Raw genomic sequence first — 15,287 nt, 5'->3', positions numbered from 1 at the left:
TACAATAGGGGCATAAGTAATAAAAAAATACCGTCATGATTGCTCAAATTTCTCAACAAGATAATGCAAACCAATTAATTAATAACTATCTAGAACAATTGAAGAATATTGGCTTTTCCGGAGATTTAGATACGAGTTATGCAACACGTATTGTAAATTCAACAGATAACAGTATTTATCAAGAAGTTCCTCAAGCTGTTATCTTCCCAAAAACAAATAAAGATATTCAATTAGCATTACAAACTGCAAATCAAGATCCCTTTTTATCATTAACTTTTGGTCCAAGAGGTGGTGGCACTGGAACAAATGGGCAATCATTGACTCCAGGTATAATTCTGGATTTATCGCGACACATGCGAGAAATATTGGAAATAAATCTAGATGAAAAGTGGGTAAGAGTTCAAGCTGGCGTAATTAAAGATCAACTCAATGACTTTTTAAAACCTTATGGTTTTTTCTTTGCTCCCGATCTCTCTACCAGTAATCGAGCGACTATTGGGGGTATGATAAATACTGATGCCTCAGGGCAAGGTTCTTTAGTTTATGGCAAAACAAGCGATCATGTATTAGGACTCAAATCGTATCTTGTAGATGGTACCGAATTAAACACGTCTAAAATAACTAAAGTGCAAGCTGAGTTACTCGCTGAACAAAAAACTCAGACTTCTGATATTTATAAGCAAGTACTCACTTCATGTGAAAGTAAAAGAGAATTAATCCTTCAGAAATTTCCGAGACTAAATCGATTTTTAACTGGTTACGATTTAGAAAATGTTTTTAATATTGATCTCACTACTTTCGATTTAACAAGAGTTATTACTGGTAGTGAGGGCTCACTAGCAGTTGTAACCGAAGCAAAGCTTAACATTACACCAATCGCACCTTTTAAAACCCTGATCAATATAAAATATGACAGCTTTGATTCAGCACTTCGAAATTCTCCATTTTTAGTTCAAGCAAACGCCACATCTGTTGAAACAGTTGACAGTAAGGTTCTTAATTTAGCTAAAGAAGATATTATTTGGCATTCAGTTTCAGACCTTATTCAAGATGTACCTAACCAAGAAATGTTGGGTTTAAACATGGTTGAATTTAATGGGGAAACTGAAAATGAAATGGATGACAAAATTGATAAGCTTTGTAAAAAACTAGACGAACTTATTGAAAATAAACAAGCAGGAGTGATCGGCTATCAGTTAACGAATGATAAAGCTGAAATTCTTAAAATTTATGCAATGCGTAAAAAAGCAGTTGGCTTGTTAGGCAATACTAAGGGCAAACAAAAGCCACTCGCATTTGCAGAAGATACAGCTGTACCACCTGAAAACTTAGCCGATTTTATTTCTGAATTTAGAACTTTACTCGATAGTCACAATTTACATTATGGCATGTTTGGCCATGTCGATGCTGGGGTATTACATGTTAGACCAGCACTCGATATGTGCGATCCTGAACAAGAAAAGTTATTGAGAAAAATTTCGGATCAAGTGGTTTCATTAACAGCAAAATACAACGGCTTAATGTGGGGAGAGCATGGTAAAGGTTATCGAAGTGAATATGGACCTGACTTTTTTGGTGAAACGCTATTTACTGAACTTAGGAAAATAAAGTCTGTCTTCGATAAAAATAACAGGTTGAACCCTGGAAAGATATGTACACCAATTGAAAGTAAAGACTCACTAGTTTCAGTTGATGATCAAAAAAGAAGTTGGTTTGATAGAAAAATAAATGTTTCTGTTAAAGACAGTTTTGAAAATGCCATGAACTGTAATGGTAATGGACTATGTTTTAATTATGATGATGACACACCTATGTGTCCTTCTTATAAAGTGACAAAAGATAGAAGGCATTCACCAAAAGGAAGAGCATCATTATTTAGAGAATGGTTAAGACTTCAAGAAGAGCAGGGCGTAAACCTTCTTGAAATTGAAAAACAATTAATAAATAAAGAAAACGACACAACCTGGTGGGAACGCTACCGAAATTCAGGTTCAGATGACTACGATTTTAATCACGAAGTAAAAGAAGCGATGGACGAATGCTTGGCATGTAAAGCATGTTCTTCAGCATGTCCAATAAAGGTTGATGTACCAACATTCAGATCTCGTTTTTTAAATTTCTATCACAGTATTTATTTACGACCAGCGAAAGATTTACTGGTTGCTAATGTTGAATTAACAGCGCCATTAATGTCTAAATTTCCAAGACTAAATAATTTTATTGTGAATAACTTTCCTGGTAAACAATTCATAAATAATGTCATAGGCTACGTTGACACACCTAACTTGAGTGTCCCCTCTATTTCAAAAAGCTTAAAATCAGAAAATAAATTTGATTTAGAAATACTAAATTCACTTTCAGAATCAGAAAGAAAGAATTCAGTTTTAATTGTTCAAGATCCATTCACTAGTTATTATGAAGCTGAACTTGTTGTAGCGACAATTAAAGTAATCGAAGCATTAGGAAAAAATGTTTTCGTGCTACCTTTTATTCCAAATGGTAAACCTCAACACGTTAAGGGTTTTCTAAAGGAATTTAAATCTACCGCTAAATCAGCAAGTAAATTCTTAAACGAAGTTTCAAAGCTAAATATTCCTATGATTGGTTTAGATGCATCATTGGTCATGGTGTATAGAGATGAATATAGAACAATTCTAAACTCAGAGGAAAGAGGAGACTTTGAAGTAAAACTTGCTCATGAATTATTTGAGTCTTTTGATTTCAGTAAAATCAAACTTAACTGTAATTCTAGTTTAACTTTGTTATCACATTGTACTGAGACTACTGCGATGCCTTCAGCATCAAAAGTATGGAAAAATATTTTTTCTCAATTAGGTTTAGAACTTAAAACTCCTACAACTGGATGTTGTGGTATGGCTGGAACATATGGGCATGAGAAACAAAACTTTGAAAAATCACAGTTATTATACGAATCTTCATGGAAGAAAAAGATAGAAAATGAGCAATTAGATACTATTTTGTCTACTGGCTTTTCATGTCGTTCACAAGTTAAACGATTTGAAGGGAAAAAACCGCTGCACCCAATAGAGTTTATTGCATCAAATCTTTAATTTTATGAACTACGTGGTTGAAGATTCTCAACCACGTATAATTTAACATAATTACAATGTGCGTTTAGAGCCAGATTTTGCTCGATCTGAAACATTAGTTTGAATATAAATCTGGTCAGTTGTGGCAATTTTCGAATGTCCAAGATCTTCAGATAGATGTTTCAATGGTCGATGTTTTGCATCATGCGTTGCACCTGTATGACGAAGCCAATGTGATGTGGCTGCTTTAAGTTGTTCTGATTCATCTTCAAAACCATCTTGTTCCAATTTATCTATTGCAAGATCAAAACTTTCTTGGACAATTCTCCTGATCTGCCTAACGTTCATACCTCCTTGGCCCCGAAGTTTATGAAGGATAGGGGATGGATCATCAGCACGGGGTAATGGTTCAAAACCTCTATGAATTCGATATCTTTTCAAATACTCTAAAAAATCTTCACTCAAAGTTACATCTCTGAGTTTATTACCTTTACCCATCACACGTAAAAACCAATAATTATCTGAATCTTGCCAAAAGTGACTCATAACTGGTGACCATTGTGGTCTATCTGATAATTCTGAGATTCTAAGGTATAAGCCTTTTAAGCAAGCTAATGTGAATAAATTTCTTTCATATTTTGGTTCTTTTTCACATCTGTCTTTTGTTACTCCAAATACATATTCCCATTGCAGGTCACTTAGTGTGTCAGGCATATTTATTTGAGATTGAACCACCAAGTATGGAGAATTTTTCTTAACCACAGGTACATAGTTAAAGGCTGACTTTTCTTCCAATTGCGCAAATTTATAAAATACATTAAGCGCAGTGAACATGGCTGCAAGCGTTTGTTGACTGACACCGTTTTCTTTTTCTATAAAAGGTCGCCATTTATCATTTATGTATTTGATTCCATCTTTATCTTTAAAACGCCATTGTACAGAATTTGTTGACCAAGGTTTTTCAGGTTTAACCATAAAATCAACATAGGCTTCTATGTCTTCGCGCTTCAGATTAAAAACTGAAGACTTTGTGAAATGCCAAGACCAAAGATAAAAGCGTTCAATTTCATTTCGAAAACGATTAAATGTGGCTTCAGATTTTCTCCCGTAAACATATAAAAACTTTAAAAGAAATTCATAATCCGAATTTATAAAGTCATGTTTAGAGTTTAATGCTGTAAGTTGAGAGTCTAATTCAGGGTATTCACTTTTAAGAGTGGCATCTTCAACATGTGCAATCATATATCTTAATTGCTTAACAGTATCGACTAATGGGAAAATCATAAAAAGTCCGATATTGGTTAGTATTGGACATAGTTTAAATCTTTATCAAAAAACTGTAAAACTAAAATTCAAAGAATAGTACATGCTTCTAATTACATCACAATTAATTTAACATAATACAAATTATAAGAAGTTATGTTTATCCTTTAAAGATGCTATTATTCATGCCTTCTAAAGTAACACCTTATATCACAATGAACGAATCTACCTTTTGGGAAATTTTAAGAAACGTTAAAATTTCAGAACAAGATGCAAATGAAACACTTAAAGCTCTGTTATCTAAATTAAGTCATAATGAAATTAAAGAGTTTGATACAATTTATACTGAGAAGTTAAAGCTATTATGGCAATGGGAAAATTGGGCTGTTGCTTTTATTATATGTGGATGTAACACTGAATATGATTTTTTAGATTTTTGTAATTGGTGTTTACTTCAAGGCGAAGAATATAATGATCGACTTTATAATAAACCAGACGAACTTTATGATTATAACTTTCCTTTAAAAGATAATCTGCCATATCCATATGTTGATGAACTAGATTTAGTGCCTGGTTTACTTTATGAAGAACTTACAGGTCAAGAACTACCTTATCATCAAGTAGTTAACTATCAACCTAAGGGAAAAAGGTTTAAAAATAAACCTAAATCCCTTAAAGAATCTTATCCAAATTTATTTAATAAATTTTGGAATAAGAATTAATCTATAATAATTCTTAGCATTCTTCTTAACGGTTCAGCTGCGCCCCAAAGCAGCTGATCACCAACAGTAAATGCACTAATATACTTTGGACCCATAGTTAATTTTCTAATCCGCCCAATAGGTATATCTAAAGTTCCTGTGACTTTAACTGGTGTTAGTTCTTCAGATGTAATTTCTCGGTCATTTGGAATAACTCGAACCCATTCATTATGACCTGCAAGAATATTCTCAATTTCTTCAACACTCAGATCTTCTCTAAGTTTGATTGTCATTGCCTGTGAATGGCATCGCATTGCACCGATTCTCACACATAAACCATCAATAGGAATTGGCGAACGAGAAGAACCTAAAATCTTGTTGGCTTCAACTTGCGCTTTCCACTCTTCTTTAGATTGGCCTGAATCCATAGGTACATCAATCCAAGGTATTAAACTACCAGCTAAGGGCACACCAAATTGATCTTTTGGTAAAGAGTCAGATTTAATCTTCTCTGCAACAAGCTTATCAATTTCTAAGATTGCTGAACTAGGATCATTAAGAAGAGATTTAACCTCAGTATTGATTTCACCCATTTGAGTAATGAGTTCACGCATATTACGAGCGCCAGCTCCAGAAGCCGCTTGGTAAGTCATAGGCGAAACCCATTCAACTAAGTCTCTCTCAAATAAGCCACCCAAAGCCAATAGCATAAGAGAAACAGTACAATTACCGCCGACAAATGTCTTAACCCCCTGCTCTAGACCTTGTTTAATGACATCATTGTTTACAGGATCTAATACAATTATGCTGTCGCTTTGCATACGAAGTGCTGATGCGGCGTCAATCCAATAACCACCCCAGTCTGCACCTCGTAAATGTGGATAAACTGATTTTGTATAGTCTCCGCCTTGACAAGAAATAATAATGTCCATTTCAGACAAAGCAGATACATCATTTGCATCTAGCAATGGTTTTGGTGTACCAGCAAAATCGGGGCCTAACTGACCTGTTTGCGAAGTCGTAAAAAAATACGCTTCTATATTATCGAAATCATGCTCTTGCTGCATTCGCTCCATTAACACAGAGCCAACCATACCACGCCAACCAACGAGTCCTACTTTCTTCATAGTTATTTACCTTGTATCAAATTATTTAGAATCATTGCGTGAGTCTAGACGTCTAAAACTATCAAACTTGACTAAAATTAACTAGTTTTATCTTGTTAAATTTAGAATCTTTCAACGTAGCTAGTATCGCAGCAAAAGTAAGATGTGTTCGTGATTAAGTTATAATAAAGCCCACTACCATTTAGTGGGCTTCGGGCCATACCTGTTATTAAACTTTAGAATTCCATTGATACATCTAAGCTAATTTGTTGAGCCATTTCTTTTTCACGGATAAGTACATTATTTTGTTGCACTTCAAAGTTTTGTCCTAAAAGGTTTTTAACTTTGAAGGTCACCGTAGTATTGAAATTTGGATAATAACTATAAACCAAATCAAGCGAGTTAATTGGTTGTTCATATGCATCATCAAAATCATTTACACCGGCTGCTAGAATACGATCTCCGAATACATTGTAAATTACAGAAGCTTGATGATTTCCGTTATGAGAATCATAGTTTAGCTGGAAATTAGCAACGTACTTAGAATGACCAGTCATTCGACGTTTAAGGTTAGTTAAATCACCTTTATCAGCTTCAAGAATTTCAACTTCAGAATCACTTAACGTCACATTACCTGAAGTGAAAATTGCACCACCAAGCGCGTCAGCTGACAACTCTAATAACCATTCAGCCTCAATACCATAAACAAAAGCAGTATCAGCATTATCAAATTCAAGCGTGAAACGCCCATCAGCTTCTGTTAATAAGGCTTCAATTGGCTTATCAATATCTTTATAAAAGGCACCAATTGAGTAGTTATCACCATTTTCCATGTAAAACTCAGCACGGAAATCGAAGTTATCCAAATAACTTGATTCAAGTGTTGGGTTACCTAATGTACGATAGTCTGTAAGTGGATCTTGATACTGTACCGGTGTTAGCTCACGTAAATCCGGGCGAACAATTGTTTGTCCATAGCCAAATCTTAATTGGTAATCTTTGTCACTATATGTAACAGAAAACGAACCAAAATAATCATCTTCCATAACACTCGCTTGCTGAATTGCTTCTTCACTCAATTTATCTGCAAGCAATGCTGGGTCAAAAATTGAACGTGAATAAGCCAATGCAACCTGGCGGAAATCTTCATAGCGAACACCACCAGAAAAACGCCAATTCTCACCAAGCATATAATCAAAGCTTCCGAAATATGCATCAATTTTCTGTGCTGCTAAATAATCATCTGCTGCAGGTTCTTGGAAAAGTAATTCAACATCGGTCATATCAACTGTTGCATCATCGCGAAAGTACGAACCTACGCCCAATGCTTGAGCCGGCGTGTCTGCTAATGAAAGACTTTCATTTTGACCAAAACGATACTTTAGGAAGTCTGTTCTGTAGTCACGAGTTTTATCAACGAAGAAGCCGCCACCTTTTACTTCTAGTTCAGAACCTTCAAAGTAAAATGCTTTACTTGCATTCCAACCAAAGTTTTCAACTTCATCTTCCATAGCTACATAACGGTATAAATACGGGTTACCGCCAGAGCTACCGGTATAAACAGTTTCTGAATAAACGCCATCTACATAAAGGTCTCGAACTGAAACTTCGAGTTCACTTGGAATGTCAGTAGTCGCTGTAGAGTCTGTAAAGTGCCAGTCTACCCCTACACCGTCCAATAATGACCAGGTAAAGTTGTGAGTTCCACGTAATTGCAGAATTTCTAATTCACGTTGCTCAAAAGACGTTAGGTTTTTGCGAGTAACCTGACCACTTTCAATACTAAGCGATTTTGATGGCTCCTGATACATAGTATATGATGCTTCGTTTTCAGTATCACGAAGCATCATATAGCCTGCGTTTACATCATGACCATCTAGTTTATAACCTAAGTTAAGTGATGCATTTAACTTAACGTTATTTTTAGTTGTCTGCTTTTCTTCTTTAGCCGAATAACACGTAAATGTTGCTTTGCTACATTCCAATTCTTCTGTGTCTTTTGTGGCTAGAACCGAATTAAATTCGGTGCTATTAGACCATTCATTATCATAAGAAACGGATGTTAAGAATCCTAATTGACCACCGAAACCAAATAGATCATCAAATCGGTCACCAAACACAACCTTTGCGCCAAAGTCAGGATCAATGCTCTTCTCAACCATACCAAAATCACGAGGTAGTGCTTTTATTAACCCTTTATTGATTGCGATCGCAGCGTCTTGGCCAATATCTGAGCCCTGTGTTTTTGATTCAACTTGGCGAATATTTCGAACAGATAAATCAGAAAGACCATTAATATACGTATTCAATGCCATTTGGATTTGTGCTGGCATCTGACGCAAACCGTCGTCTTTTCCTAGCCAGTCATCATCACTGCCATTATAAACAAGCCCGTTATCATTGGTATCTTTGTAAGCACCGCCCACTTCAATTTTGAATACGCGATCTGAAGGAATACTCTTGGTGCGAATATTTACATCACCACCACCAAAAGCAGCTGGCATATCAGGAGAATATGCCTTTTGAACAGCGAGTGACTCGATAATGCTTGAAGGGAATATATCAAGTGGAATAACGTTTCGAGTTAGATCTGGACTCGGTACAATCGCACCGTTTAAACGCACGCTAGAATAACGTTCACCAAGACCACGCACATAGATGAATTTGTCGTTAACTAGGCTTAAACCTGTTACACGGCGTAACGCTGAAGCGGCATCACTGTCACCGGTTCTTGAGATCTGCTCTGAACCCATGATGTCAGCAACGAATGCTTGGTTTTTACGCTCTTCAATTACTGCGCTTGCACTTCCTTTAAGACGACTACCAACAGCAACAACTTCTTCAATTTCTTGTGCAGTTTCTTCCGCAGCCAAAACCTGTGATGCTGGTGCCAATAAAGAAAGTAAAGATAAGGTAATAAGATTGGCCTTAAATTGCTTTATTGGTTTCATTTTTAATTCCTCTAAACCAAATTTATTCAACAAGGGCGCAAAAATGCGCCCTAATAGATTGCTTTGTGGTTTAGATTAGTTTTTACGTGCCATTGACGCTTTTACAAACTCAACCCACTCGTTGCTTGCACCTTCACCGATAGCACCAATGAATGCAACGTCTTCGAAGAAAGAATTTTCAGAGCTTAACTTAGCTGATTCAATTGCAACTGTATTGCCGTCTTTATCAGTAATTGAACCTTTTGTTGTTACGCCATCTTCTGCTAGAACATTTGAGAAATCAGCAAAACCAATTAACTTGTTCATTTCACCAGCTAAGAACCATTGTTCAATGTTGAAATCTGCTAAATCTCCTGTCAATGGCGTGTTGATTTCTTCAAAGTTAAGACCACATGCGAAAATAGAATTTGTGAATGAAATATCACCTGCTTTAGCGTTTGCATGCACACCCGCTTCATGTGATTGGTCTTTATCATTGAATAGGTCGAAACAACCAGCACCAGATTGAGTTGAAGAGTTAACGAATAACATGTTTGCTAGTTTCGCTTTACCCCACTCTTTCATTTCCATGCCTGCGCCCGTATTCTTACGCGTGTCAGCATCTACTTTACCGTTTGTGACTACAGTTGCGTTAGCAATTGTAGGGAAAGAAACTGAAGTCACTAAATCTGAGTCTGCACTTGGCGCTTTCTTAGCACCATCAGTTTCGAAACCGTGGTTACCATGCTCTTTTGAGTGCACAAGAATGAATTGGCCGTTACCTTTCCAACCCTCATCCCAGTCAATGCCATCATCTACTGATTCAGTGATAACAATGTGCTTGATATCAACAGAACCACCAAATAGTTCAATACCATCATCCGCACCATTATGTACATGGATATAGTCAATCTCTGTACCTGAACCAACTGCGTTAAGCGTCAGACCATTTAGTTCGTTATCAGGTGTTACTTCGTAACCTGCATACTTGATAACAACATGCTTTAATGTACCGCTGTCATCCGCTGCATCGTTACCACCATAGTAAGAAACAATACCTTCTGCTTTATGGTTACACTGACCTGCTTCTGCATCTGCTTTTGCACAACGGATTGATTGACCCATACCGTTAATTTGGATACCACCCCAGTCACCAATTGCTGGCGTAGTTGTGTCATCGCCATCAATATCACTAATACTTGTAAATACAATTGGTTTATCAATTTCGCCGATTGCTTCGATGTTTGCACCACGGGCAATACGAATAAAGCTCTCAGGTTTTGTAAAAGCGATGTTTACACCTGCTTCGATTGTTAAAGTAGGACCATTAACATCGATTACACCACCTTTTGAAGTATCAACATCTTTACCGATGAATAATTCACCTTCAAAAATATGTGCACCACCATTTGGTAAAGCAGGAATTAAGAAAGAAGATGTGATGTCTTTAGCGTATGAAGCAAATATTTGGCTATATACGCAGTTTTTGTTTTCGTCATCTGCTTTACCTTTAAACTCAACACCATCCATTGTATAAGATGCACATTCTAGTGCCGTTGTGTCTGGAGTTGGATTAGTCGGGTTAGTTGGGTTAGTAGTACCGCCAGTATTATTTGTTACATTACTTGTTGAATTATCAACACGGTTATCATTTGTTGTTGGTGTTACATTGATGTCACCGCCGCCACAACCAGCAAGAACAAGAGCAGAAGTAATTAGGCTAGCTTTAAAAAACCCAGAAAGTTTCATTTTAATCTCCAAAAATATAATAAGTCGTTATAAGCGCAAAAAGCTTGATGCATAAATTAAAGGAGGTTTGTTACTGTTGGGTTACAATTAATATAAAGTTAAATGACAGTAATAATACAGATTGATGAAGGTGAATAGTTTTAGCTTTAATAGATTATAAAAAGAAAAAGCCGTTCCATTTAAACTGGATACGGCTTTGGTGTTGCGATTCTTACTGTTGTTATAAAAGTGCTTTTTTCAAACTTTCTGAATGTAGCTTTTCTTTTTCAACAAATTTAATCCATTGTTTCGCTAATCGTTGAGATTTCTTGTGCTTTTCAGCTTGTTCAAACGCCAATATGGACGCATCAAAATTTTCTAAGTTATATTGCGCCATACCCAGTGCCACATATGCATTTGATTCGAAGGTTAAATTACCTTTATTTAACGCTTCTCGCGCAAAGTCTGCGGCATCTTCATAACGTTCAAGGTTTAAGTAAACTTCCGCAAGTCGCTGAGCATAATTGCCATGATCAACTTTTTCCGTGGCGCTCTTGAAGTGCGGTATCGACTTTTCATCTTCTTTAGCTTGTACGAAAGCCTCAGCTATAAAAGCCTGATTTTTAGCACTATTTTCAATTTTTCCATTTGAAATTCCTTCTTTGAGTACTTCCGCAGCTTTGAAGTTTAGACCGTTATACATATAAACTTGTGCCAGTTGCATTATTTCATTTTTAGATTTTATGAAACCTTGCTGCTTAGCAGCTTCTAAAATTGCAAGTTGCTTTTTAGCATCGCCAACTTCACCGTACATACCACCTAATTGAACCCAATATTCAGGCTTGTTATATAACTTAACCATTTTTTCAAGTACAACAACAACTTGCTCTGGCTGGTTCAGTGAGTAATATAATGCCCTTTGTAGAACAAGCCAGTTTTCCTTAGGGATCTCGCCTTTACTTTCAGCTAAATTAATTGCAACGTTAATGCTTTCAATGGCTTCACGGTACTGCTTTTGTAGATAATGGGCATTTGCTCTTAAAACATAGTAGCTGTTTGTGATTGGTTTAGTATTACCAGACTTCCATTTGTCTAAATAAATAATGACTTTTTCATAGTCATTATTTGCCATTGCCAATTGCGCAAGACTGAAAGTTGTTGATTGTTTAAGCGACTCAGGGATTTGCTCTTCAGAAATTACTTTTTCGAAAGATTCTATCGCTTTATCTAGTTGATTTTCATTGTAATAAATAAACCCATAGAAGTTGTACATCATTGCAACTTCATACGCATTCATACTACTTGAGCGGGCCTTGATATTGTCCAAAGCCTCAAGGCCTTCTTTAACCTGGCCATCGTCAGCAAGCTTTTGTGCCCTGGCTAATTGACTATACACTTTATTCCTTAGTGCAGGTACTCGCTTAGTTTTTGTTTCTGCGTGCGCCGTATTCATATCAGTTAATGGCGTAACCGATAATAAACTTGGTAACACTGAAGCACTAATTACAAAGCTAATTGATAAAGTTAACTTTTTAATATTCATTTAAAATTCCTCGCAACACTATCAAAATCTAACCATTTATTTGGAATGAGATTTTGTTTTGAACACCAGCTACTTCAACCGCTTCGCCGTTTACAACTCTTGGCTTATATTTGAATTTAAGTGCTGCATCTAACGCTGCTCTGTCAAAGATACTCTCAGGTTCAGCCGTGATCACTTTAGGCTCACGAACGGTACCTTGCTTAGTAACGATAAATTCAACAATTACATATCCTTCGATACCGCGTGATAGCGCTCTACGTGGATAAACTGGCGCTACTTTAACAATCGGTAAATACTCACCATCACTCGATTCAAGCGCTAAGCCACCACCTAACTCGACATCAGCTTGCACATCTGCGCTAAAATCAAAATCAGTGCCAGCTGCGTCCAAGTTGTTAGCCTGCATTTGTGGTGCCTCCATTGGTGGAGGCGGCTCTTTTGGTGTAGGTGGCTTTTGAGGTTTACGCTCTTTCTTTTGAACTGTTTCTTCTTTCTTTAGCATGACAAAATCTAGAACCTGACCTTTAGCAGGATCTGTCATCGCACCTTCCCCGCTTTGGATCAGTGCCTGCATACCAAGAAACAAGAAAAAAGTAATCGTCGCTGCAATAAGTAAAGCGGCTAAATAACGCATTGCTACTCCTATGATTCCTGTGCAGCAATCGATACATCAAACGCACCAGCGGCACGTGAAGCATCCATTACTTTGATCAAAATGTCTGTGGTTGCTTTTTTATCAGCCTGAATTACCACACTACCTTGTGGGTTTTCAGCTTTTAATCGTTCAATATTTGCTTGTACTGCACGTATATCGATTTGACGTTTATTAATCCAAATCTCTCCTTTATCAGAAATCGCAACTAATATGTTTGCACGTTGCTTTTTAACGGCTGTTGCTGCTTCTGGACGGTTCACGTCAATACCCGCTTCTTTAACGAAAGATGCTGTTACGATGAAAAAGATAAGCATGATGAATACAACGTCTAACATCGGTGTCATATTAATCTCTTCAGCTTCTTCTTCTTGGAATACTTTTGCTAATGGAGCTCTCATAATCTTTACCTCTTGCGGCTAGTGATCTAGCAACAATTTATCTTCTAATAATTCAACTTCACGTTTGGCTTTACGTTGTAAAAAAGTCACTGCGAAAACACCTGACAGTGCACCGACCATACCCGCCATAGTTGGGATAGTCGCTTTTGAAACGCCTGCAGCCATTGAACGAGCACTCCCTGTGCCTGTAATTGCCATGACGTTAAATACTTCAATCATGCCTGTTACTGTACCTAGCAGACCAAGTAGCGGACACAATGCAACCATCACTCCGATATAAGGCAAGTTGTTGTTTAACTTAATACCTATACGTGAAATTTCAGCTTGTTTAATTTGTTCAGCATTCCAGCTATTACGCTCTGAACGCGCTTTCCAATTCGTTATTACATCTTTTCGCTGCTTTTTGTATAAACCAAATACATAAATAAAGCGTTCTAAAATCAATAACCACATGGCGAAGATTAGGACACCGATGACCAGTAGAACCTGGCCACCTGTGTCTAGAAAGCTGCGTAATGCGTTAATTGCGTCTAGCAATAAAACCACGTTTACGCTCCTTTCTCGCTACGCTCTGCGATGATGCCAGCACTTTGCTCTTGAAGAATTAACAACAAGTTACGTGAGCGTGTATTAAGTAATGTGTAAAGGAATACAGTTGGAATAGCGACTACCAGACCAAGTACGGTTGTCACCAATGCCTGAGAAATACCACCAGCCATCAATTTAGGGTCGCCAGTACCGAATAAAGTAATTGCCTGGAAAGTATTAATCATACCCGTAACCGTACCAAGTAGACCTAGTAATGGGGCAACAACTGAGATTATTTTAATCAATGTTAGGTTACGTGTAATTTTCGGCATTTCACGTAAAATTGCTTCACTCAGTTTTAACTCTAGTGTGTCGTAGGCAACATCAGGATATTGCTCTTTAACCTTCATAACGCGACCAAGAGGGTTATCTTCACGTGGCGTTGTGTCTTTAAGTTGACGGCGAATTTTAGCGCTCATTAGCATTAAGCTGATAAAACGCTCTAAAGCGATAAGCAGAGCAATCACACCGGTAGCTAAGATCACATAGCCTACAGAGCCACCTTGATGAACCTGCTCTTCAGTATTAGGCGCTTGTACTAACAAACCTAAGATTGAACCGCCAGTTGGGTCTAAAGCAAAATCTACTACGCCACTATTTGCAGCTTGTAGCTCTGCTGCAGATGATTGGTAGCGTGCTACTGGCTGGCGTGTTAATTCAGAAATTGTGTTTGTAACAGGGTTAAAAGATAAATATTTACCATCAGCAACTAAGTTAAATGCACCAACACGTAAAACTTCTTTATTAACTTTTTCGCCACCAGCAACAATAACTTCTGCGTTATAACGAGAAACTTTACCTTGTTCGGTCATTTCTCGCTGTAGTTCAAACCACACTTTTTCAATATCTTCTATTGATGCAAGTTTTGAACTTGAACCCATTTTTGCAGCCATTTCATCCATGAATGCACTGCGCCCAGTAATTTCAGCTGACACTACAGATGTCTGGAATTTGTTGCTTGCATCGCCAGAAACTTGCTGAAGTACACCAAATAACTCTTTAAGCGTACCCATACGTTTACTTAACGTATCAGACAAATTTTGAAGCTTGATTTCATTTTCTTCAAATGAAGTTTCTAAACGCTCTGAGCGAGCTAATTGCGCATTTCTGTCAGAAGTAAGCTTGCGAAGTGCCGCATCTTGCTCATTGCGTTTTGCAACAAACTCTGCCTCTCTCGCTTTATTTTCAGCAGTTTGTGCAACCTGACCTTGTTCTAAAGTTTTAAGTAACGCATCTAAATTAAGCTCATCAGCTAACACCGTGCCAGATAAACCAAATGTCGTTGCTAGAATCGCAGCTTGACTAAATTTCTTTAACAGTTTCAT

The 15,287-nt window shown here is 37.1% G+C and carries 11 protein-coding genes; 2 read left to right on the top strand and 9 right to left on the bottom strand.

The window, feature by feature from the left end; translation table 11 throughout:
• Positions 1-35 precede the first annotated feature (35 nt).
• The gene (locus ACH784_RS19560; protein WP_404396899.1) at positions 36-3,071 is read left to right on the top strand and encodes an FAD-binding and (Fe-S)-binding domain-containing protein; all 3,036 of its coding nucleotides are present in this window, start codon (positions 36-38) and stop codon (positions 3,069-3,071) included.
• A gap of 51 nt (positions 3,072-3,122) precedes the next feature.
• Here the strand turns inward: ACH784_RS19560 and ACH784_RS19555 are convergent, their stop codons facing one another.
• Positions 3,123-4,334, bottom strand: coding sequence for a tyrosine-type recombinase/integrase (locus ACH784_RS19555; RefSeq protein ID WP_404396897.1), 1,212 nt, complete (start codon positions 4,332-4,334; stop codon positions 3,123-3,125).
• Positions 4,335-4,498: 164 nt separating this feature from the next.
• Here ACH784_RS19555 and ACH784_RS19550 point away from each other — a divergent pair, with 164 nt between their 5' ends.
• Positions 4,499-5,035, top strand: coding sequence for a DUF4240 domain-containing protein (locus ACH784_RS19550; RefSeq protein WP_404396896.1), 537 nt, complete (start codon positions 4,499-4,501; stop codon positions 5,033-5,035).
• On the opposite strand, the gene asd is transcribed toward ACH784_RS19550, so the two are convergent.
• The 8 genes from asd to ACH784_RS19510 all read right to left on the bottom strand — a co-directional run bounded on the left by asd (position 5,032) and on the right by ACH784_RS19510 (position 15,287).
• Complete coding sequence (gene asd / locus ACH784_RS19545; protein ID WP_404396894.1) at positions 5,032-6,141, bottom strand: aspartate-semialdehyde dehydrogenase; 1,110 nt, start codon at positions 6,139-6,141, stop codon at positions 5,032-5,034. The two genes, ACH784_RS19550 and asd, sit on opposite strands and share 4 nt — an antisense overlap.
• Positions 6,142-6,356: 215 nt before the next feature.
• Positions 6,357-9,071 (bottom strand): TonB-dependent receptor plug domain-containing protein, encoded by a 2,715-nt coding sequence (locus tag ACH784_RS19540; RefSeq protein WP_404396892.1) that lies wholly within the window; start codon positions 9,069-9,071, stop codon positions 6,357-6,359.
• A gap of 75 nt (positions 9,072-9,146) precedes the next feature.
• On the bottom strand, positions 9,147-10,799 hold the full coding sequence (locus ACH784_RS19535) for a hypothetical protein (RefSeq protein WP_404396889.1): 1,653 nt from the start codon (positions 10,797-10,799) through the stop codon (positions 9,147-9,149).
• Between the two features lie 220 nt (positions 10,800-11,019).
• Positions 11,020-12,321 carry a hypothetical protein gene (locus ACH784_RS19530; RefSeq protein ID WP_404396887.1) on the bottom strand — a complete coding sequence of 434 codons (1,302 nt, stop codon included), beginning with the start codon at positions 12,319-12,321 and terminating at the stop codon, positions 11,020-11,022.
• Between the two features lie 28 nt (positions 12,322-12,349).
• Positions 12,350-12,955, bottom strand: a complete 606-nt coding sequence (locus ACH784_RS19525; RefSeq protein ID WP_404396886.1) for an energy transducer TonB — start codon at positions 12,953-12,955, stop codon at positions 12,350-12,352.
• Positions 12,956-12,963: 8 nt separating this feature from the next.
• Positions 12,964-13,374: an ExbD/TolR family protein gene (locus ACH784_RS19520; protein ID WP_404396884.1), complete on the bottom strand. Its 411-nt coding sequence runs from the start codon at positions 13,372-13,374 to the stop codon at positions 12,964-12,966.
• Between the two features lie 18 nt (positions 13,375-13,392).
• Positions 13,393-13,920, bottom strand: a complete 528-nt coding sequence (locus tag ACH784_RS19515) for a MotA/TolQ/ExbB proton channel family protein (RefSeq protein WP_404396882.1) — start codon at positions 13,918-13,920, stop codon at positions 13,393-13,395.
• Between the two features lie 2 nt (positions 13,921-13,922).
• Positions 13,923-15,287, bottom strand: a complete 1,365-nt coding sequence (locus tag ACH784_RS19510) for a MotA/TolQ/ExbB proton channel family protein (protein WP_404396879.1) — start codon at positions 15,285-15,287, stop codon at positions 13,923-13,925.

This window comes from Pseudoalteromonas phenolica (assembly GCF_044788725.1).
In the GTDB taxonomy this organism is placed as follows: Bacteria; Pseudomonadota; Gammaproteobacteria; order Enterobacterales; family Alteromonadaceae; genus Pseudoalteromonas; species Pseudoalteromonas phenolica_C.
This window is presented reverse-complemented; position numbering and strand designations above follow the sequence as displayed.

What these genes read in the sequence shown, in the direction of transcription:
- ACH784_RS19560 (WP_404396899.1), top strand. Translation starts at nt 36, where the DNA reads ATGATTGCTCAAATTTCTCAACAAGATAATGCAAACCAATTAATTAAT.
- ACH784_RS19555 (WP_404396897.1), bottom strand. Translation starts at nt 4,334, where the DNA reads ATGATTTTCCCATTAGTCGATACTGTTAAGCAATTAAGATATATGATT.
- ACH784_RS19550 (WP_404396896.1), top strand. Translation starts at nt 4,499, where the DNA reads ATGCCTTCTAAAGTAACACCTTATATCACAATGAACGAATCTACCTTT.
- asd (WP_404396894.1), bottom strand. Translation starts at nt 6,141, where the DNA reads ATGAAGAAAGTAGGACTCGTTGGTTGGCGTGGTATGGTTGGCTCTGTG.
- ACH784_RS19540 (WP_404396892.1), bottom strand. Translation starts at nt 9,071, where the DNA reads ATGAAACCAATAAAGCAATTTAAGGCCAATCTTATTACCTTATCTTTA.
- ACH784_RS19535 (WP_404396889.1), bottom strand. Translation starts at nt 10,799, where the DNA reads ATGAAACTTTCTGGGTTTTTTAAAGCTAGCCTAATTACTTCTGCTCTT.
- ACH784_RS19530 (WP_404396887.1), bottom strand. Translation starts at nt 12,321, where the DNA reads ATGAATATTAAAAAGTTAACTTTATCAATTAGCTTTGTAATTAGTGCT.
- ACH784_RS19525 (WP_404396886.1), bottom strand. Translation starts at nt 12,955, where the DNA reads ATGCGTTATTTAGCCGCTTTACTTATTGCAGCGACGATTACTTTTTTC.
- ACH784_RS19520 (WP_404396884.1), bottom strand. Translation starts at nt 13,374, where the DNA reads ATGAGAGCTCCATTAGCAAAAGTATTCCAAGAAGAAGAAGCTGAAGAG.
- ACH784_RS19510 (WP_404396879.1), bottom strand. Translation starts at nt 15,287, where the DNA reads ATGAAACTGTTAAAGAAATTTAGTCAAGCTGCGATTCTAGCAACGACA.